The sequence below is a fragment of the Ruegeria sp. B10 genome (assembly GCF_056539825.1).
Genome location: NZ_JBQFVP010000002.1, coordinates 320126 through 343895 on the forward strand (window position 1 = coordinate 320126; position 23770 = coordinate 343895).

General features: G+C 54.0%; 21 protein-coding genes and 2 pseudogenes. 12 read left to right on the forward strand and 11 right to left on the reverse strand.

Translation table 11 applies throughout. The features are described 5' to 3' along the window. Positions 1–38: 38 nt before the first annotated feature. A complete protein-coding gene (gene gloA2 / locus ACR0J4_RS03960) occupies positions 39–446 on the reverse strand; it encodes an SMU1112c/YaeR family gloxylase I-like metalloprotein (protein ID WP_480668300.1) in 408 nt (135 codons plus the stop codon). Positions 447–1058: 612 nt separating this feature from the next. Next, entirely contained in the window at positions 1059–2036 is a 978-nt protein-coding gene (locus ACR0J4_RS03965; RefSeq protein ID WP_170642360.1) for a serine hydrolase domain-containing protein, read from the reverse strand. Positions 2037–2241: 205 nt separating this feature from the next. Between ACR0J4_RS03965 and ACR0J4_RS03970 the strand changes: the two genes are divergently transcribed. Continuing rightward, complete coding sequence (locus ACR0J4_RS03970; RefSeq protein ID WP_480668301.1) at positions 2242–3222, forward strand: hypothetical protein; 981 nt, start codon at positions 2242–2244, stop codon at positions 3220–3222. A gap of 150 nt (positions 3223–3372) precedes the next feature. Here ACR0J4_RS03970 and ACR0J4_RS03975 read toward each other — a convergent pair. The 3 genes and pseudogenes from ACR0J4_RS03975 to ACR0J4_RS03985 form a co-directional block, all read right to left on the reverse strand. Beyond that, positions 3373–3908: pseudogene (locus ACR0J4_RS03975) on the reverse strand (DDE-type integrase/transposase/recombinase). 137 nt (positions 3909–4045) lie between these two features. Continuing rightward, positions 4046–4867 carry a phytanoyl-CoA dioxygenase family protein gene (locus ACR0J4_RS03980; RefSeq protein WP_480668302.1) on the reverse strand — a complete coding sequence of 274 codons (822 nt, stop codon included), beginning with the start codon at positions 4865–4867 and terminating at the stop codon, positions 4046–4048. Further along, positions 4860–5906, reverse strand: a complete 1047-nt coding sequence (locus ACR0J4_RS03985; protein ID WP_170642517.1) for an L-idonate 5-dehydrogenase — start codon at positions 5904–5906, stop codon at positions 4860–4862. Before ACR0J4_RS03985 ends, ACR0J4_RS03980 begins: the two co-directional genes overlap by 8 nt. 81 nt (positions 5907–5987) lie before the next feature. Between ACR0J4_RS03985 and ACR0J4_RS03990 the strand changes: the two genes are divergently transcribed. After that, complete coding sequence (locus tag ACR0J4_RS03990; protein ID WP_170642362.1) at positions 5988–6755, forward strand: SDR family oxidoreductase; 768 nt, start codon at positions 5988–5990, stop codon at positions 6753–6755. 48 nt (positions 6756–6803) lie between these two features. On the opposite strand, the gene ACR0J4_RS03995 is transcribed toward ACR0J4_RS03990, so the two are convergent. Genes ACR0J4_RS03995 through ACR0J4_RS04015 form a run of 5 tightly spaced genes read right to left on the reverse strand, consistent with a single transcriptional unit; the run spans position 6804 to position 11627 of the window. After that, entirely contained in the window at positions 6804–7394 is a 591-nt protein-coding gene (locus ACR0J4_RS03995) for a LysE family translocator (protein WP_170642364.1), read from the reverse strand. A gap of 16 nt (positions 7395–7410) precedes the next feature. Further along, the gene (locus ACR0J4_RS04000) at positions 7411–8334 is read right to left on the reverse strand and encodes a 2-hydroxyacid dehydrogenase (RefSeq protein ID WP_170642366.1); all 924 of its coding nucleotides are present in this window, start codon (positions 8332–8334) and stop codon (positions 7411–7413) included. Continuing rightward, the gene (locus ACR0J4_RS04005) at positions 8327–9175 is read right to left on the reverse strand and encodes a fumarylacetoacetate hydrolase family protein (RefSeq protein ID WP_170642368.1); all 849 of its coding nucleotides are present in this window, start codon (positions 9173–9175) and stop codon (positions 8327–8329) included. The genes ACR0J4_RS04000 and ACR0J4_RS04005 overlap by 8 nt, the downstream gene beginning before the upstream one ends. An 11-nt stretch (positions 9176–9186) precedes the next feature. Further along, on the reverse strand, positions 9187–10983 hold the full coding sequence (locus tag ACR0J4_RS04010; RefSeq protein WP_170642371.1) for an IlvD/Edd family dehydratase: 1797 nt from the start codon (positions 10981–10983) through the stop codon (positions 9187–9189). Then, a complete protein-coding gene (locus ACR0J4_RS04015; RefSeq protein ID WP_170551831.1) occupies positions 10980–11627 on the reverse strand; it encodes an SDR family oxidoreductase in 648 nt (215 codons plus the stop codon). The genes ACR0J4_RS04010 and ACR0J4_RS04015 overlap by 4 nt, the downstream gene beginning before the upstream one ends. Positions 11628–11816: 189 nt before the next feature. On the opposite strand from ACR0J4_RS04015, the gene ACR0J4_RS04020 reads away from it, so the two are divergent. Together ACR0J4_RS04020 and denD are read left to right on the forward strand one after the other, a co-directional pair. Beyond that, on the forward strand, positions 11817–12701 hold the full coding sequence (locus ACR0J4_RS04020; protein ID WP_170642373.1) for an NAD(P)-dependent oxidoreductase: 885 nt from the start codon (positions 11817–11819) through the stop codon (positions 12699–12701). After that, positions 12698–13666 carry a D-erythronate dehydrogenase gene (gene denD, locus ACR0J4_RS04025; RefSeq protein ID WP_170642375.1) on the forward strand — a complete coding sequence of 323 codons (969 nt, stop codon included), beginning with the start codon at positions 12698–12700 and terminating at the stop codon, positions 13664–13666. The genes ACR0J4_RS04020 and denD overlap by 4 nt, the downstream gene beginning before the upstream one ends. Here denD and ACR0J4_RS04030 read toward each other — a convergent pair. Then, positions 13663–14313: a GntR family transcriptional regulator gene (locus ACR0J4_RS04030; protein ID WP_170376101.1), complete on the reverse strand. Its 651-nt coding sequence runs from the start codon at positions 14311–14313 to the stop codon at positions 13663–13665. The two genes, denD and ACR0J4_RS04030, sit on opposite strands and share 4 nt — an antisense overlap. A gap of 198 nt (positions 14314–14511) precedes the next feature. On the opposite strand from ACR0J4_RS04030, the gene ACR0J4_RS04035 reads away from it, so the two are divergent. The 8 genes and pseudogenes from ACR0J4_RS04035 to ACR0J4_RS04070 form a co-directional block, all read left to right on the forward strand. Next, positions 14512–15525, forward strand: a complete 1014-nt coding sequence (locus tag ACR0J4_RS04035) for a TRAP transporter substrate-binding protein (protein ID WP_170376099.1) — start codon at positions 14512–14514, stop codon at positions 15523–15525. A gap of 79 nt (positions 15526–15604) precedes the next feature. Next, positions 15605–16774, forward strand: a complete 1170-nt coding sequence (locus tag ACR0J4_RS04040; protein ID WP_170642377.1) for a mandelate racemase/muconate lactonizing enzyme family protein — start codon at positions 15605–15607, stop codon at positions 16772–16774. A 58-nt stretch (positions 16775–16832) separates the two neighbouring features. After that, the gene (locus ACR0J4_RS04045; protein ID WP_480668304.1) at positions 16833–17633 is read left to right on the forward strand and encodes a TRAP transporter small permease subunit; all 801 of its coding nucleotides are present in this window, start codon (positions 16833–16835) and stop codon (positions 17631–17633) included. Continuing rightward, positions 17633–19255: a TRAP transporter large permease subunit gene (locus ACR0J4_RS04050; RefSeq protein ID WP_170642379.1), complete on the forward strand. Its 1623-nt coding sequence runs from the start codon at positions 17633–17635 to the stop codon at positions 19253–19255. Before ACR0J4_RS04045 ends, ACR0J4_RS04050 begins: the two co-directional genes overlap by 1 nt. 10 nt (positions 19256–19265) lie before the next feature. Beyond that, on the forward strand, positions 19266–20216 hold the full coding sequence (locus ACR0J4_RS04055; RefSeq protein WP_170551848.1) for a phytanoyl-CoA dioxygenase family protein: 951 nt from the start codon (positions 19266–19268) through the stop codon (positions 20214–20216). Between the two features lie 24 nt (positions 20217–20240). Continuing rightward, positions 20241–21743 carry an altronate dehydratase family protein gene (locus ACR0J4_RS04060; RefSeq protein ID WP_170642381.1) on the forward strand — a complete coding sequence of 501 codons (1503 nt, stop codon included), beginning with the start codon at positions 20241–20243 and terminating at the stop codon, positions 21741–21743. Then, positions 21740–22744, forward strand: a complete 1005-nt coding sequence (locus ACR0J4_RS04065) for a Gfo/Idh/MocA family protein (protein ID WP_170642383.1) — start codon at positions 21740–21742, stop codon at positions 22742–22744. The genes ACR0J4_RS04060 and ACR0J4_RS04065 overlap by 4 nt, the downstream gene beginning before the upstream one ends. 102 nt (positions 22745–22846) lie before the next feature. Continuing rightward, positions 22847–23770 (forward strand): annotated as a pseudogene (locus ACR0J4_RS04070) (NAD(P)-dependent oxidoreductase); the annotation flags it as partial.

Consider the following 23770-nt stretch of genomic DNA (forward strand, 5'->3'; position numbering starts at 1 on the left):
TTCCTCCCTGCTTCGCTCAGCCTAAAAGACGAGAAATATCACTTCAAAGCAATCGGCTTGGCTTCGTACAACTCCAATGGAAGATCGTCCGGATCGCTGAAGAAAGTGAACCGATGCCCGGTATACTCATCGACACGGATGTCTTCGACGAGGACACCTTTCTGTTCCAGGCTGTCTTTCAGCGCTTCGATATCATCCACAACAAACGCAAGATGCCGCAGACCTCGCGCTTCGGGACGAGACGTGCGTTTGGGCGGGTTGGGAAAGGAAAACAGTTCAATCTGAGAGCCGTCCGGCAACGCCAAATCCAGCTTCCAAGATTGCCGCTCAGCCCTGAAATTCTCCGCAACAATTCTTAAACCTAGCGTCTCTGAGTAAAACGCCTTGGACCGTTCATAGTCCGAACAAATGACTGCAGCATGGTGGATTGATTTCAGACTAGTCACGGGCAGTTATCCTCATTATATCAATATTTTAAACGAAATTCTTAAGGTAATTTTTCACTACACCTTCGATGCTGATCGAGAAAACCAAGAGCTGTTTGGCCAAACTTGGCAACCGAACCATACAGGAAAACAGAGCAGTATTCATCAAGCGTCTGTGAACTCGCAGCCGACGTTGTAGGCAACTCGTGCCAGCGGCGGCTCGTGGCTCGAGACACGCATTTAAAACCAAGCTTCGTGATTTCCGAGTTGAGAGCCAATGCTGTCACGCTCGGCTGCCTACAAACGCGTTTGAAAGAAGTGAGCGTTGTTCCCAGACAAATTCGAAACGGTCTCAGTTGCGCCAATTGGAACTGCCCTCAATGCCGCGCAAAAATCGCGCCACTCAAGCAAATTCAATCTGAACTGGCTCTTTGATCGGCCTGACTGGACCCGAAAAGCGAGACTGTGGGAACATAAGCAAGCTGGCCACCACCTCTTTCACCTTTCAGAAGAGAAATTTGATCAGCTGTCCAGATGCTCCATCGCTACACAGAAGAAGAAAGCTGTTTGATAGTCCAACGCCGTTGAGGTCAAACGTGACCAACCCCAAGCGGGTTGGAAAAAAGGGTCCCTCTAGGTAACGTTCAAAATCGGACCATCCAACAACCTGACCAATTCTCCAAAATAGCCTCCAGAACGCGCGGGACGCGTAGGATCAGAGGTGATTGCGACGGCAAGGTTTCGCTCAGGATGGGCCGCCATAATTTGGCCCCCGTACCCACGCGCCAATGCATAGCCCGATGGGGACAAAAACCAACCATAGCCGTAATCTAATCCAGAGAAAGGTGAATGGCCGTGTGGCTTGGTCGATTCCATGACCCAACGCTCAGGAATGATTTGCCTGTTGGCAAAAACCCCGCGGTCCCGAAGCAACACCGCGATCTTCAACATTGACCTCGGCGTAATCGCCATCTCATTGCCACCCAAGTAGTAGCCCTGTGGATCCCTCGTCCAAGCAGGTATCTCGATACCAAGTGGTGCACCCAGCCTCTCTCGCGACAGTCTCAATAGACTTTGTCCGGTTGCCACGGTCAATGCTGCGCCAAGCACGTGGGTCGATCCTGTGGAATAGAGCATCTGCTCTCCGGGTTCAGCAACCATCGGTCGTGTCAACGCGTCCGCGATCCAGTTGGGAGAGTTGATCCATTCTCCGTAGTTGCTGCCCGAGGTTCTTTCGAGACCTGCCCGCAGCGTCACCAGATCCTCCATCGTAATGCTTTCGGAACCGGGTGTCGCATTAGCTGGCAAAAGCCGTGGAGCGACCTCCTGCAAGGTGGATTCTACAGATGGGATTTCCTGCTGGTCGATCGCTGCCCCCAACAACAAAGCCACAATGCTTTTCGAACATGACTTTATATTGGCCGGCCTATCCAGGCCTGCACCCTGTTGGGCCTGCGCGAAAATGACATCGTCGCCGCGTTGAATTTGAAGTGAATGCAACTGCGGAAGACCGCTGATTGCATCATTCAGCGCCACCGTTTGTCCCCGCGCAATAAACGGAGCACAAATTGCGGTTGCGGTTGCCAACAGGAACTTGCGACGTGTAATCATGGCCTTCATTTGGAAGCAAATCTCGGAATGTCCAGACACCTGCGCAACATCCTAGGATTTATTGTCCAAGATGTAAGAAAGCCTCCGCAAACGAAAAGTGGGATTTGAGGCAACAGGAGGCTTCGCCTATAAATTTGGCCAGCATCCTAGCGCGCAAGAACTGTGGTAGACTGAACCCGAGGACATTCTAGCAGGAGATTTCCCGTTGCTACCGAATTCACTCCGTCTCGCATTCTCGGTCATAACAATCGCCATGTCGGTGGGCGCCCTACCGGACCGCGCCAATGCGATGACGCAAGATGTTCCAGCGTGGCTACAAAAGCACGTGGGTACAGGTGAAGGGCAAATCGCGCCGATCGTTCTGGAAAGGGCACGAGCGCTTTACATCAAGAAACTACGCCGAGGCGAAGTCAGGAACCCTTGCTACCTTGCCAAGGACGCAACCCGCCCTAGCACTGCAAGAAACGGCAATCCGGGTAAGCGTTTTTTTGTCATCTGCGAGTCACAAAAGTCTTTCCGAGCGGTTTCGTCCGGCTATGGCAATGGCCGAAAACTCCAGCGCGCCAATTTTTCGAATGGCCGGCAATGCGCGAAGAACTTCAGCAATGCAGAGGGCTCTAAACTAACGGCCGGAGGCGCCTATGTGACGGCTGAAACCCGCACGTCCTTCAAAGGTTACCACAGTCATTCCGGCAAAACGCAGCCGTTCTATCGCACTTTCCTTTTGTTTGATGGTGAAGGAGAAACGAGCAATGCTCGCGAGCGCGCCATCGGAGGCCATCCGGCTGTCTTCCTCAAGTGGCAATGCAGGTTCAAAAACCCTCAAAGCTCTCACGCAGACAACGAGGGCTATGTCCCCTACGGAAAACTTGTGAACTACACTGGTGGTCGTAGCAATGGTTGCACAACCTGGTCGCAATCCGCCTCAAAAGAGATCTTGGCGCTCGTAGAAGGAAACCCGACAACCCTGTATATCTACCCAGAATCCAAAGACATAAACGCTGTCGCCAAGGCGGTAAAAAAGGGAAAATCACTTTCTCGAGCTGGAGTATACTGGAATGCAGCTTGCCTAAAAGCGATTGGCGAACCAAAGTTTTGGCCCAAAAGCAGCCTACAGCCGATCATAAATAGTTGGAGCGCATCTTTGCCCAAACAACAGCCACTGGAATTGCCGATCTGCAAGTAAACTGCAAAGCAGAACCTAGGCGCGCTGCCCTTCAAGCCTTTCTGCTGTGGGCTCGATTCTGACGTTCAGTGCATTTCGCTCATTGTCTGCTTTGATGGGTGCTGTCAGACAAAATCGAACCAGTCTCATTTAAGCCAATATAGCTGCCCTCTATGCGTCACCAAATTCGCGCCACTCGGCGAGAGCCGCGGCGCGTGTCAGCTTGAAGGTATCTTTGCTGGCTAGCGACCTTTCCTAGTTGAAGTAGTTGTATGAGGCGAAGCAATCCGTCACGACGGTCCGCTTTACCGTGCCGCTTCATGAATTTCTTGAGGAATTTCAATGCCGCCTGCTTGTTTCGGCGTTTGGTGACAACGGCTTCCAGCACTTCGCCGTCATGATCTACGCCCCGCCAGAGGCAGTACCTGTTACCATTCACTTCCACAAAATAAATTATCCATGTGCCACTTCCAGTTTGAGAACGTGCACAGCTGCTGCACACGCTTCTTTCTGAACTCAGCAGCAAGCATGTGGTGGAACAAGCTCCGTAAAGATCGGACGGTTTCGTGGCTCACCTCAATTGCCCGTTCATACAACAGATCTTGAACGTTTCGCGGCAACAATGAGAACGGAACATAAAGCACTACAGCCAAATGAACGACCTCGGGTTTGATCTCGAAAAAATTGAATGGCAATAGTGTAATCACATGCGAAGGTCACAAGGGTGAACTGCACTCTTCAATCTAAGTTCTTCTGACAAGACCCTTCTAAATATCCACCAGTTTTCTATATCCAGTTCGGCTTCCTGGTTGATGCAACAATGGTTCTGAGGTTGCCAAGGGCGTCATTTCACTCCGGCGAAGAGTATTTGTTTCTTAAGGTCTGCATCCCTTTGACACAAAACGAAATCCTCCTCATGCAAAAAGCCCTGAGGGGAGGACGCAACTGAGAAATGCCCAAAATCATCTCGCCCTGCAACTAGCGCAACCAAAGTTTTCACGCCGTTTTGCTGTTTCATTGAGGGCTTTATGAAACGCAACGCCGCACCGATGCGTCTATCGTCGGTGTTATTGGGCCCTGATGCGTGGAAAAGATGCCCGTGATGCATGGACGCCTGCCCAGCACGCAATTCGGCAGCGACTGCATCTTTTTCGTTCACATCGACTGCGATTTCCTGCCCACGTGACAACAGATTGTTTTCACTGAACGTGTCCACGTGAGGCACGATACGGCTTTTGTGGCTGCCAGGAATAAACTTCATACACCCGCTTTGCTCAGACGCTTCTGAAATCGCAACCCAGCACGTAACTTCTTCAGCATCATCCAATCCCCAATAGGTCAAGTCCTGGTGCCACGAGACTATTTTCGATGATCGCGCTTCTTTTACGAAAAGTGCACCGCTCCAAACCATGAGGTCCGGCCCTAACACCGTTGAAGCAGCCTCAATCAGCTTCGGATGGCGCAGAAGTGCATCGAATGATGGTATCAGCCTGTCCGGATACGAATATAGAAGCTTGAGTTTCTCTGGGTCGTCTCTGAGAATGCGCTCCGCTTTCTCAAAATCATCGCGTAGCGTTTGGACCTCAGAAGCTGTCAGGATATCCAGCGGAGCTACGAAACCATCTCGTTCATAAGTCTTTGCAATACTGCGCGTTCGTCTATCCATTGCCATTATCCGGAAAAGTTAACTGCACCTTCATTGATTGGCTTCGATCAGACGCGATTTCGAAAGCCGTGACGGCCTCGCCAACCTCGAAGGAATGCGTCACCAACAGGTCGACATTTATTAGTCCGCTTCGCATCATCTCGACCGCGCCTGAGAACTCGGAATGGAAACGGAAAGACCCGCGAAGCATTATCTCTTTCGCAGTCAACGCCTGCATCGGCACTGTCATATCTCCGCCCAGACCAAGCTGAACCAATGTTCCACCCGGTCGCAAGCAAGCGACACCAGAAGCCAGAGCCGATTGAGCCCCGGAACACTCCAGTTGGACATCAACTTGGCCCTTGTCCTTTTCAAACTGCTCCAGTTTTTGCGGATCGGCGTAGGTGTTGATGACATCGTCTGCCCCGCATTCACGCGCCAGAGCGAGGGTCTGGTCCGAGATATCCGTCGCCACTATTCTGGCCGCTCCAGAACGACGTGCCGCCAAGATCGTGAGGCAGCCGATCGGACCGCATCCCGTGATGAGTACCGATTTACCCAGGAGGCTCCCGGCTTGTTTAATCGCGTGCAAACAGACCGCCAGCGGTTCCGCCATGGCGGCCTGCGCAGGGCTCAACCCATCTGCCGGAACGCATTGACTGGCTTTCGCCACGAGTTTGCTTTGAAAAGCGCCTTGGATATGTGGGAACGGCATCGCGCTGCCATAGAACTTCATATCAAGACAGTGGTTTTGCTCCCCTTTCAGACAATAAGTGCAGGCTTGGCAAGGGCGGGATGGAGAAACTGCAACCAGTTGACCTAGGTGTAGCCCCTGTACGCTTGACCCAACTTTCACGATTTCCCCGGCGACTTCATGCCCTAGCACCATCGGCTGACGCAACTTGATCGCACCAAAACCACCGTGGTTATAATAATGCAGGTCAGAGCCGCAAATCCCACCCGCGCGCATCGCAATCAAGACTTCGTCTGGCCCCACATCGTGAACGTCCCGGTTTTCCAACCTCAGATCTTTTGCGGCATGGATAACAACAGCAACAATGGCCAAAGACATTGCACGGACTCCCTATACAGATTGCCAAAAGATACGGATAGTCGGTGCTGACAACCAAGGGATTTTTGCATGACGCTTGAAATGTTCAACTTAAAGGGAACACGCGCACTCGTAACGGGCTCTAGCCAAGGCATTGGATTTGCGTTGGCTCGTGGCTTGGCTGCCGCCGGTGCGCAGGTCGTTTTGAACGGGCGCGACACTGCTAAACTAGCGGCAGCAGCATCAGAGTTGAGTGAAACAGGCGCCTCGGTACGTGAGCTTTCGTTCGATGCAACCGATCATGAAGGTGTCCGATCTGCCGTGGACAACTTTGAAGAGAACGTCGGCCCCATAGAAATCTTGATCAACAACGCCGGAATGCAACACAGGACGGAGTTACAAGATTTCCCCGCTGATGCCTTCGAGCGCCTACTACAGACAAATGTAGCGTCCGTCTTTCACGTCGGTCAGGCTGTGGCACGGCACATGATTGAAAGAAAGTCAGGAAAGATCATTAACATTGCGTCGGTTCAATCCGCATTGGCACGACCAGGTATTGCGCCTTACACGGCGACAAAAGGTGCCGTGACCAACCTGACAAAAGGAATGGCAACTGATTGGGCCAAGTATGGCCTGAACTGCAACGCCATTGCGCCTGGATATTTCGATACACCTTTGAACGCCGCATTGGTTGCTGACCCAGAGTTCAGTGCATGGCTCGAGAAACGTACCCCCGCCGGTCGCTGGGGCAATGTAGAAGAACTTGTCGGTGCCGCCATATTCCTTGCCTCCCCCGCTTCCAGTTTCGTCAATGGACATACTCTCTATGTCGATGGTGGAATAACGGCGTCACTTTGATTTGTGGCGTTCAATCGTCTGCTAAGCGCGATTGACGGTAGATGCCGTCTATAGCGCCGACGCCAATGCAATCACCACAACAACCATCAACGAAGCCGCCATCGCAAAGTTGATCCTTCGATGCGATCTCTCGCTTAAATCAAGGCTGCCCAGCTTTGCGCCGGCACCCAGCCAGATCATGTGCACTGGCACCCAAATCATATTGAAAACTATGATTTTTATGACGACCTCCCAAACGGGCGCATCGGGCAAAAAGGCGAACCCTGAAAACAATGCTGTGCCGACCACGTAAGCCTTGGGATTAATGAACTGAAGTGTCAGCCCGTTCGCAAAACCAAGTGGCGAGACCGCAGGGGAAAACCCGACCTTTGAGCCAGCGCTGGCAATACGCCAGGCGAGAAATCCTAAATACCCGACAGAAGCAAATAGCAGGAAAGTTCTAAGCACCGGTATGGCCAAAGCTACCGCAGCGACTCCAGAGACAACCAACATCATGTTGATGAACCCGCCGAGCATCAAACCAGCGAGGAAGGCGAGTCCAGCTCGAAAACCAAATGCTGATCCAATGCCTGCAGTTGTTAAAACACCTGGGCCCGGCGTAATCAGCAGAAAGAAAACCGCAACAGCAAACTCAAGCACTATTCAGATTGACCTTTTACAGATCTCTGCATTCCGGCACAGCTGTGATCACCGATCCGTCCTTGAGGTGTTGCAGCAGATTGTCGACAGTTAGGTCACCCATTGCTGCACGCGTCTCAATAGTCGCGCTACCAGCGTGAGGGAGCAAGGTGACATTGGGCAGATCGCGCAATGCTTTTGGAACACGCGGTTCGTCCTCGAAGACATCAAGCCCCGCCCACCCGAGCTCACCGTTTTGCAATGCATTGATAAGGGCAGTTTCATCGACGACCGAACCTCGGCTAACGTTTATTAAAGTGCCGCCTGCCCCTAAAGCGCGCAGTACCTCAGCGTTGACCAGCTTATTCGTCGACTGACCGCCGGGAGTGATGCATATGAGGACGTCCACATGTTCTGCCATTTCAACCAAATTGTCGAAATACCGGTATGGGACATCCTTTTGATTGCGGGTGTGATAAGAGATTTCGGGGGCCCACGGCTCCAACTTATCAACGATCGCCTGACCAATGCGACCAAGACCAAGAATACCTATTTTTTGATTGTCCGGTGATCGCGTCAAAGGGGCATTTCCTTCAACTTCCCACCGTCCGGACCGAACGTAATCATCGTCACGTATGAGCTCTCGGTAACATGACAGAAACAGCAGAACGGCGGTGGTTGCGACTTCTTTGTTCAACACATTGGGCGTGTGCGTCACAACAATCCCGCGCTCAGCTGCTGCATTTGCGTCGACGGCGTCGTAGCCGACCCCATAGACACTGATCATCTTCAGATTACTGAGTGATGTCATCAGGTCATGCGGAACACCATCATGCCCATTTGTAACGATATGCGTAACACTTTCTGCGTCGAAATCGTCCAATTGATGAATGTCGAACGCTGCGGACAGGCGCTCTCGCATCCGTTCAGTGATCCCTCCGATTTGCAACAAGTCAGTCATCTTGGCCGACCTCTTGCCGCTGAACACCAAGCCCATCGATGCGAAGCTCCATGACGTCGCCTTTTTTAAGGTAAACTGGTTCCGGTTTGATCCCCATTCCGACACCAGGCGGTGTTCCAGTTGAAATGACGTCACCAGGGTGCAGTGTGAAAAGTTGGCTTAGGTGCTCAATGATCTCGGCAACGGAAAAGATCATCGTAGCAGTATTCCCGGTTTGCATTCGCTGACCGTTTACATCCAGTGACATCCCAAGGCTTTGAGGATCCGGCACCTCATCCCGGGTCACTAGCCACGGACCAGTAGGGCCGAATGTGTCGCAAGACTTGCCTTTGGTCCATTGACCGGTCAGTTGAGTTTGAAAATGTCTTTCCGACACGTCGTTTACGATACAATAGCCCGCAACATGTTCGAGCGCGTCGGCCTTGGAAACGTATTTGGCCGTCTTACCGATGACCACACCCAGTTCGCATTCCCAGTCGGTGTGTGTAGATCCTCGCGGCATGACAACATCGTCATATGCCCCAATGACCGCTGAGTTAGCCTTGAAAAAAAGTATCGGATGCGCGGGAATATCTGCGCCGGTTTCTGCAGCATGGTCCGAGTAGTTCAAACCGATGCAAAGAAACTTACCGATTTCACCGACACAGGGTGCGATACGAGGGTCACCCTCTACAATTGGCAGGTTGTTCGGATCCAATGAGCGCAAATTATCAAGCGTTCCGTCATCCAGCACGTCACCCGTGATATCATTGATATGAGCGGACAGATCCCGCAATTGACCCTCAGAGTCGACCAGGGCCGGCTTTTCCGAGCCCTCGGCTCCGTAACGAACAAGTTTCATTTCTGTTCCTTTTAGTGGTTATCGCGTGGCATGAAGCCTCGCGCGATATCGCGGTAGTTTTCTGCACCCTTGAGCGTCATACCGCGATCCAGGCGATCTACCTTTTCGCGGAATATTTCCTGCCACGGGGATTGGTTGGGCGGCATTGCATACCCGCCACTTGCCTCCAGGTCGCGGGCGCGTTCATGCAGCTCTTCGAGCGAAACCAGCATATCTGCTGTGCCTTTGCCAAGATCGATGCGCAGTCGGTCGCCATTTCGCACCAAGGCTAACCCACCACCCTCTGCAGCTTCGGGTGAGGCGTTCAGGATAGACGGACTTCCTGATGTACCGGATTGCCGTCCATCACCGATGCAAGGAAGGGCTTCGATGCCTTGCTTTATCAAATATGCGGGCGGACGCATATTCACGACCTCTGCGGCACCCGGGTATCCTTTTGGCCCTGCTCCACGCATAATCAGAATACAGTTTGCGTCGATGTTTTCTGCGGGATCATCGATCCGATGGTGAAAGTCCTCAGGCCCATCAAACACAACTGCCCTGCCCTCAAATGCATTGGGATCATCCGGGTTCGACAGGTAGGTCTCTCGAAATGCCTTGGAAATCACAGATGTCTTCATAATCGCGCTTTCGAACAGGTTGCCCGAGAGATTGATGAACCCCGCCTGTTGCTTAACCGGGCTACCGACGGGCTTGATTACTTCGCTATTCAGCGACCGGCGCGCCGAGCAATTATTGCCCATTGTCTTGCCGTTCACCGTTATCGCATCGGGATGCGGCAGCAATCCAGCATCCAGAAGCTCGCCGACAACGGCGGGAACACCCCCGGCCTGTTGGTAGTCTTCGCCCAGATATTCACCCGCAGGCTGCATATTAACCAACAGAGGAACGTCGTGGCCAAGCTTCTGCCAGTCATCGTTGTTCAATGGAACACCAAGATGCCGGGCGATTGCATTCAGGTGGATCGGCGCGTTCGTCGATCCACCAATCGCAGAGTTGACAACAATCGCATTCTCAAAAGCCTGACGTGTCATCACATCGCTGGGGCGCAGATCTTCCCAGACCATGTCCACAATACGTCTGCCGGTTTCATAACTGATTTGACCGCGCTCTCTATACGGGGCTGGTACGGCTGCTGATCCGGGCAATTGCATACCCAAGGCTTCAGCAAGCGAATTCATGGTCGTTGCTGTTCCCATCGTATTGCAATACCCCACCGAAGGTGCTGCGGCGGCTGCGATTTCCATGAACTCATCGGTGTCGATTTCGTCAGCCGCAAGGTCTTCGCGCGCTTTCCAAATAACCGTGCCCGATCCGGCGCGTTCACCTTTCCACCAACCGTTCAGCATTGGACCAACTGACAAGGCAATCGCTGGGATGTTGACAGTCGCAGCGGCCATAAGAAGTGCGGGCGTGGTCTTGTCACAACCAATGTTCAGAACAACGCCGTCAATCGGATATCCGAATAGACTCTCAACCAATGAGAGATAAGCCAGATTGCGGTCAAGCGATGCCGTTGGCCGTTTACCGGTTTCTTGTATCGGGTGGACTGGTATTTCGATGCACGTTCCCCCGGCGGCGATGATTCCGTCGCGAACGCGTTTGGACAACTCGATGTGATGCCGATTGCAGGGGCTCAAATCACTGCCGGTTTGAGCAATGCCAATGATCGGTTTGCCTGATTGCAGCTCCGCACGGGTCAACCCGTAATTCAGGTATCTTTCCAGATACAATGCAGTCATCTCAAGGTTCTCGGAATTCATAAACCACTTGCGAGATCGCAGATCGTCCATCGATACTTTTGTCATTGGGCTGACCAACCTCCGTCAATTTTATGTGTATGTCCTGTGGTGAATGCACTCTCACCGCACGCCGGATAGACGACATATGCAGCAATCTCCTTTGCTTTCGCTACACGACCCGTAGGCTGGCGCGCCACAAATTGTGCAAAGGCTTCTTCTCTGCTGCCCAGCTGCTCTCCCAGCGCATCTACGCGGTCACGCCTGTTGGGACTCTCGACTGTTCCAGGGCAAGTACAATTGCGCCGGATTTCTCGCACTATGAAATCCATGGTCACCAATTTCGTCACCCCAACAACGGCAACCTTCGTCGTATGCATCATAGAGTGCAGATTGAGGTCCATGGCGAAATCCCATTCACCATCCGTTGCATCCAGAATAGTTCCGTGATGCACGAACCCGTCGCGATTGGACAAAACAACTGACTTCAATCGCGCGACCCCATGACGAACACTGTTATACTTCCCCACATCCTTCTCGAAAATTGCGGGATTTTCGAGATTCCGGCCGCGAATCGAATTTAGATTTTCGGAGTTTATAGCCGCCGCATAGACTTTCGAACCCTTTCTTGCCAATTCATCCGTGCTTGCAGTTCCGATCACTTGTACGGCGGCTGTGACTAGTCCTTGCTCCTCCTTAACCCTTTCTAACATATAAGTATTCCAACTCTTAAAGTGGCGGCTGAACAAGTGCTATTTCGTTCCGCAGATCAACCGAGAAGCAAAGAAACCTTGGCGGTTTCGCAACGACTTCTGGCATGTGGGCCCAGAGCCGTTAGCGTATGACAGAGATTTTGGTTTGGCCATAACCATGCGTGGCGCACCTTGGGAAGGACATAGATGATGAGCAAACAGTTCAAAGTGGCTCTGTTGGGAACTGGCCTGATGGGAGCTCCCATGGCGCGGAATATTTTGCGCGCCGAATTTCCGCTCACTGTATGGAACCGCAGCTTGGAAAAGGCAAAACCGTTGACAGCAGAAGGCGCGACGTTGGCGGAAACTGCCCCGCTGGCGATTTCGCGTGCAGACGTAATAATAACGATGCTCTCGGACGGATACGCGACCCGCGCGCTACTTTCTGACGAGGCTTTCCGCGAACAACTCAAACCAGGGATGATCTGGATCGATATGTCCAGCGCCAAACCCGAACATGCCAGAGAGCAATCCGCGCAATTATCCTCGATGGGGGTGCAGCATCTGGATGCCCCGGTTTCCGGCGGCACCAAGGGTGCCGAAGCTGGCACCCTCGCGATCATGGTCGGTGGCGATCAGGACGTTATGGAGCGCGTGCGACCGGTTCTGACAGCAATGGGGCGCCCTGTGCATGTTGGCCCAAGTGGTTCCGGTCAACTATGCAAATTGGCCAATCAAACAATTGTCGCTGTGACAATATCGGCTGTCGCCGAAGCGACACTACTGGCTCAGCAAGGCGGTGCAGACCCAACCGCGTTGAGGGCCGCACTGAAGGGGGGCTTTGCGGATAGCATTATCTTACAACAACATGGCGAGCGCATGTCTGATGGGAATTTTGTACCAGGAGGTTTGTCTAAGTTTCAAATAAAGGATTTGGACAACACGCTAGAAGAAGCGCGCAGCCTTGGGGTCGAGCTACCTAGCACCCAATCCGTGCGCGACCGTTTCGAATATTTGATAAACGAAATGGATGGGGCGGAACTGGATCATTCGGCTTTGTATCTGGAACTCAAAAAACGGAACGGAATGCTGTGACGCGGATCCTTGTTATAGGCGGTGGAGGAATGCTGGGCCAGAAACTGGCCCAACGTGTTTCGACCCAAGAAATTTTTGGAGCAGATGCTCAACCCTCACTGTTCGATCTCTCATTCCCGCTCGACAGTGCACCAGGTAAGCAAATTGTGGGGAACTTGACCACGTCAGGCATCGCCAAGTCGGTTGCAGCTCAACGCCCGGACGTCATATTCCACCTTGCAGCCATCGTTTCAGGCCAAGCTGAAACAGACTTTGCGTTGGGCTGGGATGTCAATCTTATGGCGACCTGGGCATTGCTGAACGCGCTCAGAGATGAACACGAGGCATCAGGAGGCGAGTACACGCCTCGTCTGGTTTTTGCCTCGTCCATAGCAGTTTTTGGGGCTCCGTTCCCCGAAAAGATTGGTGATGAGTTCCTGTCGGCTCCTTTGACCAGTTACGGAGCGCAGAAAGCGGCGTCTGAATTGATGATCACGGATTTCAGTAGGAAAGGATATATCGACGGTATTTCCTTACGCTTGCCCACTTTGTGTGTGCGCCCTGGCAAAGCCAACGCTGCCGCTTCGTCTTTCTTTTCAGGTATAATCCGAGAGCCATTGAATGGGGTTGAGGCTGTCTTGCCTGTTGCCGAAACTGTTCGCCACTGGCACGCCAGCCCCCGCGCCGCTGCGACTTTTTTGACCCATGCTGCAACAATGGACACGCAGCTTTTGAACGACAGACGCGCGTTGAACATGCCGGGCGTAAGTTGCACCGTCGCCGAACAAATCGAAGCGCTGCGCGCCGTGGCCGGTCAAGATGCAGTTGGCCTTGTCAGGCGAGAACCCGACGAGGCAATCGAACGAATAGTCAAGAATTGGCCGCGCGACTTTCAAACAGATCGCGCTCTGGAGTTGGGGTTCGAGGCGGAATCAAGCTTCGACGAAATCATTCGGGTGTATTTGGAAGACGATTTTCGGCGCTAGTCGCCCATCGTCTTTCCAGTTAGGTGGCGTTTCAGATGATCGTGAATTTTCTCTCGTGTTAACTGCTCATCCCCTGACAATGCTGCCTCAAGTATATCGGCATGGTGTCTTATGTTCTGAGAAATGAACTCAAAGTTCCGGTCTGCCACCATCAACTGCTGTCTGAATTGCGCGTAAACTCGGCCATGCATTTGTTTTAAGGTTTCCGAGCCACAGGCAGAAATGAGCGTTTGGTGAAACTCCTTCTCCGATGCAAACCATATCTCGATAAGGCCGCTCGGGTCGTCTGTGGCGTGAATGCGTTTTTCGATATGGCTAAGTTTGTGATGCGCAGCCGTCAGTCTTGCTTCCCAATCCACCCCGCCACTACGGATCGACATCGCGGTACCTTCGGCCTCCAACAAAACACGGACATGTGTCAATTCTATAAGCTTCTGCGGCGAACGCATTGGCACGCGGAAACCTTTTTGTTCCTGAAAGTCCACCAACCCTACAGCGGACAATCGAAAAAGGACTTCGCGAACTGCACTCGCAGAACAGCCATACTCTTTACGTAATTCTTCGGCCCGCACCTTGGCTCCATGCTCGAATCCATTCGAGATGAGGCGCATCTTAAGATCTTGATAAATATCGACTTCTTCTTTCATCCCGGTATGCGCCTTCAAATTTTGTCCAAGTAGCGTCCTAAGCCTATTTTCGAGTTTACGCAAGAATCTCGAAATTTTTGGAAATTTCAAATTCTTCTTGTTGCATTCGATTCGTCGGCTTAACGTTTATCTGCGTGACGGCAAAGGAGGCGGCAAGATCTCCCTCTCCGCGCAACGCTCAACGTCTGGGAGGACAACATGAAAATAGTCAAGACAGCGGCCGTGGCGGCCGTAGCCACGACAATGGCAGCTGGTTTCGCAATGGCAGAAACCACGAAGCTCAGAATTCAAACGCATTTTTCGCCCGAAACTCTGTCTGGCCAGATGGCTGCAAAATTCGTTGAAGACATTCAGGAGATGTCCAACGGCGAAATCGAAGTTGAAATGTTCTATTCCTCTTCGGTGGTCAAATCAGTTGAAACCTTCGACGCCGCAGCTACGGGGATTCTTGATTGCGACATGACGGGCGGCGGCTATCAGACCGGTAAAAATCCGGCCTTCCAGTTCGCGGGCGACCTGCTCGGTGGGTATCAGAACCCATATCAGCAAATGGCCTGGCTTCTTCATGGCGGCGGAAGAGAAGCTGTAAATGATCTGTACAACGGCTACGACATGGAATTCATCGGATGGTGGATCCCCGGGCCAGAGTCGCTGTCTTCGACCAAGCCGATTGCAAAAGTGGAAGACTTCAAAGATTGGAAGTTCCGCTCGCCTCCAGGCCTTGCAACCAAGGTATTCGCGGAACTTGGTGCTTCTCCGATCGTGATGGACTTCAACGAAATCTTCACGGCTTTGGAAACCGGCATCATTGATGGTGCGGATGCTGCGAACCTGACGAACAACGTGGGTCTGGGTCTGTACGAGATCGCAGGTCACACAAACTATCCCGGTTTCCACTCCATGCCCGCAGATCACCTGGCATGTCGCAAAGACGTTTGGGAAGCGATGCCTGCGCACCACAAGAAGATCATGGAAGTCGCAATGGATAGCCTGGCATTGCACAATGCGACCATCAACGAAGTGCAGAACGCTCAGACAGCAAAAGACCTGAAAGCAAAAGGTGTTCAGTTGTACGAATGGACGCCTGAAGATCTGGCAGCCTATCGCGCGGCTGTTCAGGTCGGTTGGACTGAGTTCGCAACGACCCCTGAAGCACAGGCGCTGCTGGAAAGCCACATCAACTTCCTGCGTGACCTGGGCGCAATGCAGTAATCAGGCTGCGACCGACTTACGACACACGGAAAGGCCGCGCTTGCGGCCTCTCCGGTTCGGCGCCGGGATCCAGAACTTCATGAAAATCACCAGAATAATAAGTCACGTACTGCAGTACGACATGCCGGAAGTTCTGGGCTACTCGCAACAGTATTACGACAAGCGAACAACCCATCTGGTCGAGATTCAGACAGATGAGGGGGTGACCGGTTGGGGGGAGTGCTTTGGTCCCGGAAACGTAGCCATTGCCAACAAATCCATCGTGGAAAAGGTCATCCAGCCAATGGTCCTTGGCATGGACCCTTTGGACAAAGACGTGATCTGGCACAAGGTGTACAACCTTTTGCGAGACCATGGCCAAAGCGGAATGCCAATACAGGCTTTGTCCGGGGTGGACATTGCACTTTGGGACATCACCGGCAAAATCTCTGACCTCCCCCTTCATAAGCTTGTCGGCGGCGCACATCGCGCAAGCGTTCCTTGCTACGGCTACGGCATGATGCTCCGGGATGAACCGATTTCCAATCTGGCCAGCCGTTTTGAGGATGAAGCCTCAAAGATCAAGGAGATGGGATTCACCGCCACCAAAATGAAAACGGGCTTTGGTCCGAAGCCTGATGTGAAGCTGTGCGAAGCAGTTCGACGCGGGGTTGGTGATGACTTTCCATTCATGGTCGATGCAAACCATGCCTATACGACTTCGGACGCATTTTTTGTTGGTCGGGCGCTGGAAGAACTGGACGCATATTGGTTCGAAGAACCGGTCGCGCCAGAAGACATGGACGGATACCGCGAATTGCGTGCTTCGCTGAAAGTCAACATCTCGGGCGGAGAAGCGGTATTCAATCGCTGGGCTTGGCGCAGTCTTCTTGAAAATCGCGGAATAGATATAGCGCAGCCAGAAGTATGCGCTTTGGGCGGTGTTTCAGAGTATCTCAGGGTACTGTCCCTATGCCACGCCCATTTCACTCCGGTCGTAAATCACGTCTGGGGTAGCGCCATCGCTGTCGCAACTAATCTGCATTTACTGGCGGCCATGCCCGCGATTCCAGGCGGCTTGCATCCGTGGGAGCCTATGCTGGAGTTCGACACAACGGACAACAAGTTTCGGGACGATCTGCTGACCGTTCCGCTGGAAATTCAAAATCAGGTCAAGGCCAATAACGGCCGTGTCATGATCCCGACTGGCCCCGGACTGGGTGTCGAGCCGGATCGAGACTTTATCGATCACTACAGGATCGAAGGATAGGGACGAGGGTTACGCGATGCACAAGAATTCAGGCGGACCAATTGAATGGCTCATACCGTTGGCCTTCGTCGCGACGGCCAGTTGGCTTGTTTGGCATCTCCCTGCGTTCCTATTGGATTGGCTGCCTTACACTTCTGAATCCCTCAAAAGTCAGGTAACGGAAATATATCTGCGCAGCGACATCACGCCCGAATTTTCTGGCGTGTTCGGGGGGTATGTCGACATCATCGACGTGGCCGCGCTCGTCCTTTTACCGTTTCTTGCAGTGATTGGTACCAAGACCGTGCGCCCAGCTACGATGGAGTTCGAAGGCACGACGGTTATGGATCGTTTCGCCCTGTTCATAGGCCGAGTGACGATGATGATGATCGCAATCATGACGGTCGTCATGCTCTACGAAGTCTTCATGCGCTATATCCTAGAAAAGCCGACCGAGTGGGCCAATGAAATGACACTCTGGTTCGCCAGCTTTGTGTTTTTGATGTCTGGTTACTACGCCATGCAGCAACGCAGTCACATTCGAATATTCCTGCTGTACGACGCAGTTCCACGATGGCTTCAACGCGTTTTTGATACGGTTTCGACAATACTCATCGTGCTGTTTGCCTTCTTTTTGGTTTACGGCAGCTACAAGCAGGTGTTCGTCAACAAGCTCTATAAATGGGAGCTTTATGGCTCTGCCTTCAATCCTCCGATCCCAGCGACGTTGCAGCCGATGGTGCTGATCGTGATTACGCTCGTCGCAATGCAAGCGATTTTGAACTTGATCGCGGATTGGAACAAAGAACCGGAAATCCACACAGATGAACCGGACGAAGACGAAATTGAAATGATCAAACGAGCGGTGGGACAAGACTGATGGATATTGGAACAATCTCACTCATCCTGATGGTTGCCCTGATCGTGCTTCTGGCGATCGGAATGCCCTTGGGTCTGGCCTCGGCTTCCCTTGCGGTTCTGGTTCTTGTCCTGAAATTCGAACCGACACTGCTTTTGAACCCGTTTTCATTCGGCGACGGGGTTCTCACCGGTCGGCCAGGTACTGGGCCGCTCTATATTCTGGCGCAGAAGATATACGGGCTCTTAACGGACTACGTGCTCATATCAGTGCCATTGTTTATCTTCATGGCGTCGCTGCTAGAGCGATCCGGGATCGCGCGTGACATGTATTCGTCGCTGAATGTCTGGCTGTCCAGAACACGCGGCGGCATCGCAATCGTGACCTCGATCATGGCGGTGATCATGGCGGCAATGTCTGGCATCATCGGTGGTGAGGTGGTTCTGCTGGGCCTGATCGCCCTGCCCCAGATGCTGCGCCTTGGTTACGATCAGAATCTCGCCATCGGCGTGATCTGCGCCTCGGGGTCGCTGGGCACTATGATCCCTCCCTCGATCGTTCTGATCATCTATGGGCTGATCACCGAAACTTCGATCAAGTCGCTTTTCACCGCGTCTTTCATTCCCGGTTTCATGCTGGCCTCGATGATCATCCTTTACATCATCATCCGCACGCAGTTGAATCCTCATCACGCTCCGCTACCTGAACCGGACCCAAACGACCCCGAACCGGCTGAAAAACGCAAATTGTTTGGGGCCTTCATGAGCATCGTCGTCGCCGGATTTTCCACTGTTTTGTTTATCCGGGCCGCGTTTTTCGAGCTCTCAGGGTCGAACGCTGCCAGCCAAGGTGAACCAGCGCGATTGGGGACAGCTGACTACCTGCCCTGGTTTGCCGGTATTACGATCGTCGCCCTTCTGCTGATCTTATTCGTCTTTGGCAGAGAGCGTGCCAAAATCGGGTGGGAAATGGGCAAAGGCCTCGTTGCGCCGCTGGTTGTCATCGGCGTGGTGCTCGGCTCGATCTATGGCGGGATCACAGGCATCACCGAGGCTGCAGGCATGGGCGCCTTCGCCGTTCTGATCATCGCCATCCTGCGGGGCGAAGGATCGTTCGAGCTGGTTTGGGACAGCTTGATGCGAACGCTAAAATCCACAGGCACTATCATCTGGGTTACGATCGGGGCCGCCGCGCTGGCGGGTGCCTACACCATTGCTGGCGGGCCCCAATACGTGGCCGACCTTATCGTCGGCCAGGAGCTGCCGACCATGCTGGTCATCCTCGTGATGATGCTGATCTTGCTGTTCATGGGCGCATTCATGGATTGGGTCGGCATCGTGCTGTTGATCATTCCGGTCTTTCTGCCGATCGTCCTGCGCCTTCCCATCGAGGAAATCGGAGTCTTTGGCCAGTTGGAGCCGAGTCATGTCGCCATCTGGTTCGGCGTCGTGTTCTGTATGAATATGCAGGTCAGCTTCCTCTCGCCACCTTTCGGCCCGGCCGCATTCTACCTGAAATCGGTGGCTCCGCCGCATATCAGTCTGACGGATATCTTCCGCGGCTTCCTGCCATTCATCGGGATCCAATTGCTGGCGCTTTCCGTTCTTCTGATCTGGCCGGGCATCATCGCGCTGCTGTTGTGAGGTTGCACCCATGCTGACACAAAATCAGATTGGCAAGTTCCAGACGGACGGATACCTCGTGGTCGAGGATGTAATTCCCAGAGATGTGCTGGATCGGGTACAGGCCGAATACTCGGATGTCCTGAACCGGCTCTATGACGGTTGGTACGAAAACGGGCTGGTCAAGGACGAACCGTCAGGAATGACCTTATGGGACAAACTTCTGTCCGCCTATCAGGCCGGTTGCGACTATTTCCAGCCGCTGGACATTTCGTTGCCTGGCGATCGGATCATGGCGGACACACCGTTCCATATTGGGCCCGCGGTGTTCGACTTGCTGACGGCCCGGCCCATGCTAGACATTGTCGAGCAGTTGATCGGGCCAGAGCTGGTTAGCAATCCGATCCAGCACGTTCGGTTGAAGCCCCCTGCTCTCAAGCTGTCCAAGGACGAGGTTCGCGCACACATCACCGCAACGGACTGGCATCAGGACCGGGCGGTTGCGTTGGAGGATGCGGACCAGACCGACATGGTCACGGTGTGGATTGCCGTCAACGATGCAACGGTCAAAAACGGCTGCCTGCAAGTGTTGCCAAAGGCACAGGACCAATCCATTCTACCACATTGTGCGCGAACGCAGACAGGCATTGCTGACGGCTTCATTGACGAAGGCCGAGCTGTGCCTCTGCCAGTCAAAGCAGGCGGGATCATCCTGTTTCACCCTCTGACGCCACATGCTTCGCTGGTCAATGAAACGGACCGGTTCCGCTGGTCTTTCGACATCCGCTTTAGTGCGGTGGGCCAGCCCACTGGTCGAGACCATTTCCCCAGCTTCGTCGCAAGGTCCAGATCGCGCCCCGAAACCGAGCTACGAGATTGGCGCGTCTGCAAGTCCAATTGGGAAGCGGCGCGAGCAAGGCTGTCTGGACAACCGCATATAGATATTCACCGGTGGACATCGGACTCGCCGTTCTGCGCCTAGCTGCTGCCCCCAAGAAAGCTGACTATGACTTTTGTACGTTTAGATCGAACGGATAGCGTGGTGGTTGCAACTCGGCCCCTGGACGTCGGCAGTATGGTCGAGGGTATCATGACTAATACGCGCATCCCCTCGGGACACAAGGTTGCCACGCGGAATCTTGCACCCGGCGATCCCGTCAGAAAATACGCCCAGATCATCGGTTACGCCACCCAACCGATCGAACCCGGCGACCATGTGCACACCCACAATGTCGAGTTCCGCAACACCAGCGTGGACTACGAATTTGCGACGGATCACAGACCCACGAAACCTGCCACATCGGTCGATACGTTCATGGGCTACCACCGGGACAGCGGTCGGGTCGGCACGCGCAATTACATCGCGGTTCTGACCACCGTGAACTGTTCCGCGACTGCGGCCCGCATGATCGCCAACCACTTTACGCCGGACAAGCTGGCCGAGTTTCCGAACGTCGACGGCGTGGTGGCCTTTGTCCACGGAACGGGCTGTGGAATGGCCGATTCCGGCGACGGTTTCGAAGCTCTTCAACGGGTCATGTGGGGGTTTGCGAAACATCCCAACCACGCTGCTGTTCTGATGGTCGGTCTGGGCTGCGAGATGAACCAGATCGACTGGCTGCTGGACGCGTATGGGCTGAAGCAGAGCCCCACCTTCCAAACGATGAACATTCAGAACGTCGCGGGATTGCGCCGGACCGTGGAAATGGGCATCAGCAAGATCAACCAGATGCTACCCATTGCCAATGATGCAAGGCGCAGCGAAGCCCCTGCTTCCGAACTGATGGTTGCGTTGCAATGCGGTGGATCGGACGCTTGGTCCGGTGTGACCGCGAACCCGGCGCTCGGATATGCCTGCGACCTGTTGGTCGCCCAAGGTGGCACAGGAGTCCTTGCGGAAACACCCGAAATCTACGGAGCCGAACACCTTTTGACCCGCCGCGCCCTTGGTCGCGCAACTGGGGAGAAACTGATCGGACTGATCGATTGGTGGCAGGACTATACCGCCCGCAATCTCGGTTCGATGGACAACAACCCAAGCCCCGGCAACAAGCAAGGCGGTCTGACGACCATCCTTGAGAAGTCGCTGGGTGCAGCGGCGAAGGGCGGAACCACCCCATTGACCGGTGTATTCAAATACGCCGAACCCATCACCGCCAAAGGCTTCACCTTCATGGACAGCCCCGGATATGACCCGGCCTCGGTGACCGGGCAGATCGCAGCCGGTTGCAACCTAGTGTGTTTCACCACGGGGCGCGGCTCTGCCTTTGGGTCGAAACCGGCGCCTACGTTGAAAATCGCTTCTAACTCTGAGTTGGCAGCGCGCATGCCCGAAGACATGGACGTTGATGCGGGCGACATTCTGACCAAAGGTGCCAGCGTCGAAGAAAAAGGACAGGAAATATACCGACGGCTTCTGCAAGTCGCATCGGGCGCACGGACCAAGTCAGAGGCGCAGGGCCTGGGTGACTACGAATTCGTTCCCTGGCAAATCGGAGCAGTGATGTGAAACGGATCCTTGTAGCTGGTGGTGGATTGATCGGTATCCGCCACGTGCGCGCCGTGATCGAGCATCCCGGCTGCGTGTTGGTCGGGTTGGCCGATCCAGATGGCTCAATCCAGATAGACGCGCCGCGTTTTTCCAGTATGGACGAGGTGCAGGACCCGGTGGATGGCGTCATCATCGCGACGCCGACCCGCCTGCATGCCGAACATGGCATTCTGGCCGCATCCCGCGGTTGGCACATGCTGATCGAAAAGCCGGTTGCCGCATCGATCGATGATGCCCAGCGCCTTAGGACGGCCGTTCGCAAGGCCGATGTCCGCAGCCTTGTAGGCCACCATCGGCGATATCACACAACCTTGCAGCACCTGAAAGAGGTGATCGCGCAAGGTACGATCGGACAAGTCATCAACGTGTCGTTGCTATGGGCCATGCGCAAACCCGAGAGCTATTTTGAACAGAACTGGCGGACGTCTGATGGCAGTCCAGTCATGATCAATCTGGTGCATGATATCGATGTCTTGCGCTTTGTGATCGGGGAAATCTCAGATGTCGTCGCCCTGCCCGGCGCGTCAATCCGCGGATCAGATCGGATAGAAAGCGGGGCTGTTGCGATCGCGTTCGAAAACGGCGCGACGGGCACCATTGGTTTTGCCGACACCGCACCTAGCCCTTGGGGGTTTGAGGCCGGAACCGGCGAGAACCCGAACATAGGCACGACCCGTCAGGACATGATGTGGATCACGGGAACCAGCGGCGCTGTCAGTTTTCCCTCCATGACCCTGTGGCGTGGAAAGGATTGGGGCACTGCGGCCCAGAAAGACCAACTTACACGACCGGAACAACAACGCGCACCACTTGAGGCGCAACTGGATCACTTCCTTGACGTGATCGACGGCGCACCTCCACTGATCGATGTCGAGGATGCAGCCCGGACGCTTGAGGTCACATCATGGATCGAACAGGGGCTGAAGGCGCGAACAGCTCGAGCGCGGGCGCCGGCCTGATGGACATGCGGCCCGGCAAATACCGGACCACACAAAGACCAATGATTATCCGCCGGGCAATATGAGCATTCAAACTGCAAAGCCGCCCGCACCAGCCACAAGAATGAAAACCAGACACATTCACGGAAAGGGAAACCAATGAGCAAACCATCAATCGGGTTTATCGGCTTGGGACTAATGGGCGGAGCCATGGTAAGCCGACTGTTGGACCAAGGATACTCGGTCGCTGTATTGGGAAACCGCGACCGCACATACCTGGACGCCGCGATTGACCGGGGCGCCCGCGAGATGCAAAACGCCCAAGAGCTGGCTCAGGCCAGCGACATCGTGATGCTTTGCATGGGCACCTCGGAACAGGTCGAGGGCCGTATGCGCGGCGCAGATGGAGTGATTGCGGGATTGAAACCCGGGGCGGTCGTCATCGACTTTGGCACCTCGCTTCCAGGCAGCACACGCGCCTTGGCCGAGGAGGTTGCCGCAGCTGGCGGAAGCTACCTGGATGCGCCGCTTGGTCGGACGCCTTCGCACGCGCTAGAAGGTAAGCTCAACATCATGACGTCCGGCAACAAGGCCGCCTTTGACAAGGCCGAGCCTACACTGAAGGATTTGGGCGAAAACGTTTTCTACCTTGGCCCCGTTGGCTCCGGACACACGATCAAGCTGATCAACAACTTCTTCGGAATGACCGTCGCAAACGCGATGGCCGAAGCCTTCGCCATGGCAGATATCACCGGAGTTGACCGCAAGCAGGTGTATGACGTTATGGCCGCTGGGCCGCTGCATTCCGGAATGATGGATTTCGTCAAAGCCTACGGCGTCGAGAATGACCCAAACCAGCTGGCCTTTGCCATCAAGAACGCGGCAAAAGACCTCGGGTATTATGACCGTATGGCGCGCGATGCAGGCGTTACCAGCGTGATGTCGCAGTGCGCGCTTTCGGCGCTGAATGACGCGCGCGACAACGGTCAGGCGGATGATATGGTCAGCCAGATGGTTGACTATTACGTCAAGCGTTTCAACACCTGA

Coding starts and splice junctions, on each gene's coding strand:
- ACR0J4_RS04030 (WP_170376101.1), bottom strand. CDS start 14,313: ATGAAAGAAGAAGTCGATATTTATCAAGATCTTAAGATGCGCCTCATC.
- ACR0J4_RS04060 (WP_170642381.1), top strand. CDS start 20,241: ATGACTTTTGTACGTTTAGATCGAACGGATAGCGTGGTGGTTGCAACT.
- ACR0J4_RS04015 (WP_170551831.1), bottom strand. CDS start 11,627: ATGTTAGAAAGGGTTAAGGAGGAGCAAGGACTAGTCACAGCCGCCGTA.
- ACR0J4_RS04040 (WP_170642377.1), top strand. CDS start 15,605: ATGAAAATCACCAGAATAATAAGTCACGTACTGCAGTACGACATGCCG.
- ACR0J4_RS04010 (WP_170642371.1), bottom strand. CDS start 10,983: ATGACAAAAGTATCGATGGACGATCTGCGATCTCGCAAGTGGTTTATG.
- ACR0J4_RS04035 (WP_170376099.1), top strand. CDS start 14,512: ATGAAAATAGTCAAGACAGCGGCCGTGGCGGCCGTAGCCACGACAATG.
- ACR0J4_RS03965 (WP_170642360.1), bottom strand. CDS start 2,036: ATGATTACACGTCGCAAGTTCCTGTTGGCAACCGCAACCGCAATTTGT.
- ACR0J4_RS04000 (WP_170642366.1), bottom strand. CDS start 8,334: ATGACTGACTTGTTGCAAATCGGAGGGATCACTGAACGGATGCGAGAG.
- ACR0J4_RS04050 (WP_170642379.1), top strand. CDS start 17,633: ATGGATATTGGAACAATCTCACTCATCCTGATGGTTGCCCTGATCGTG.
- ACR0J4_RS04020 (WP_170642373.1), top strand. CDS start 11,817: ATGAGCAAACAGTTCAAAGTGGCTCTGTTGGGAACTGGCCTGATGGGA.
- ACR0J4_RS03990 (WP_170642362.1), top strand. CDS start 5,988: ATGACGCTTGAAATGTTCAACTTAAAGGGAACACGCGCACTCGTAACG.
- ACR0J4_RS03980 (WP_480668302.1), bottom strand. CDS start 4,867: ATGGATAGACGAACGCGCAGTATTGCAAAGACTTATGAACGAGATGGT.
- ACR0J4_RS04005 (WP_170642368.1), bottom strand. CDS start 9,175: ATGAAACTTGTTCGTTACGGAGCCGAGGGCTCGGAAAAGCCGGCCCTG.
- ACR0J4_RS04055 (WP_170551848.1), top strand. CDS start 19,266: ATGCTGACACAAAATCAGATTGGCAAGTTCCAGACGGACGGATACCTC.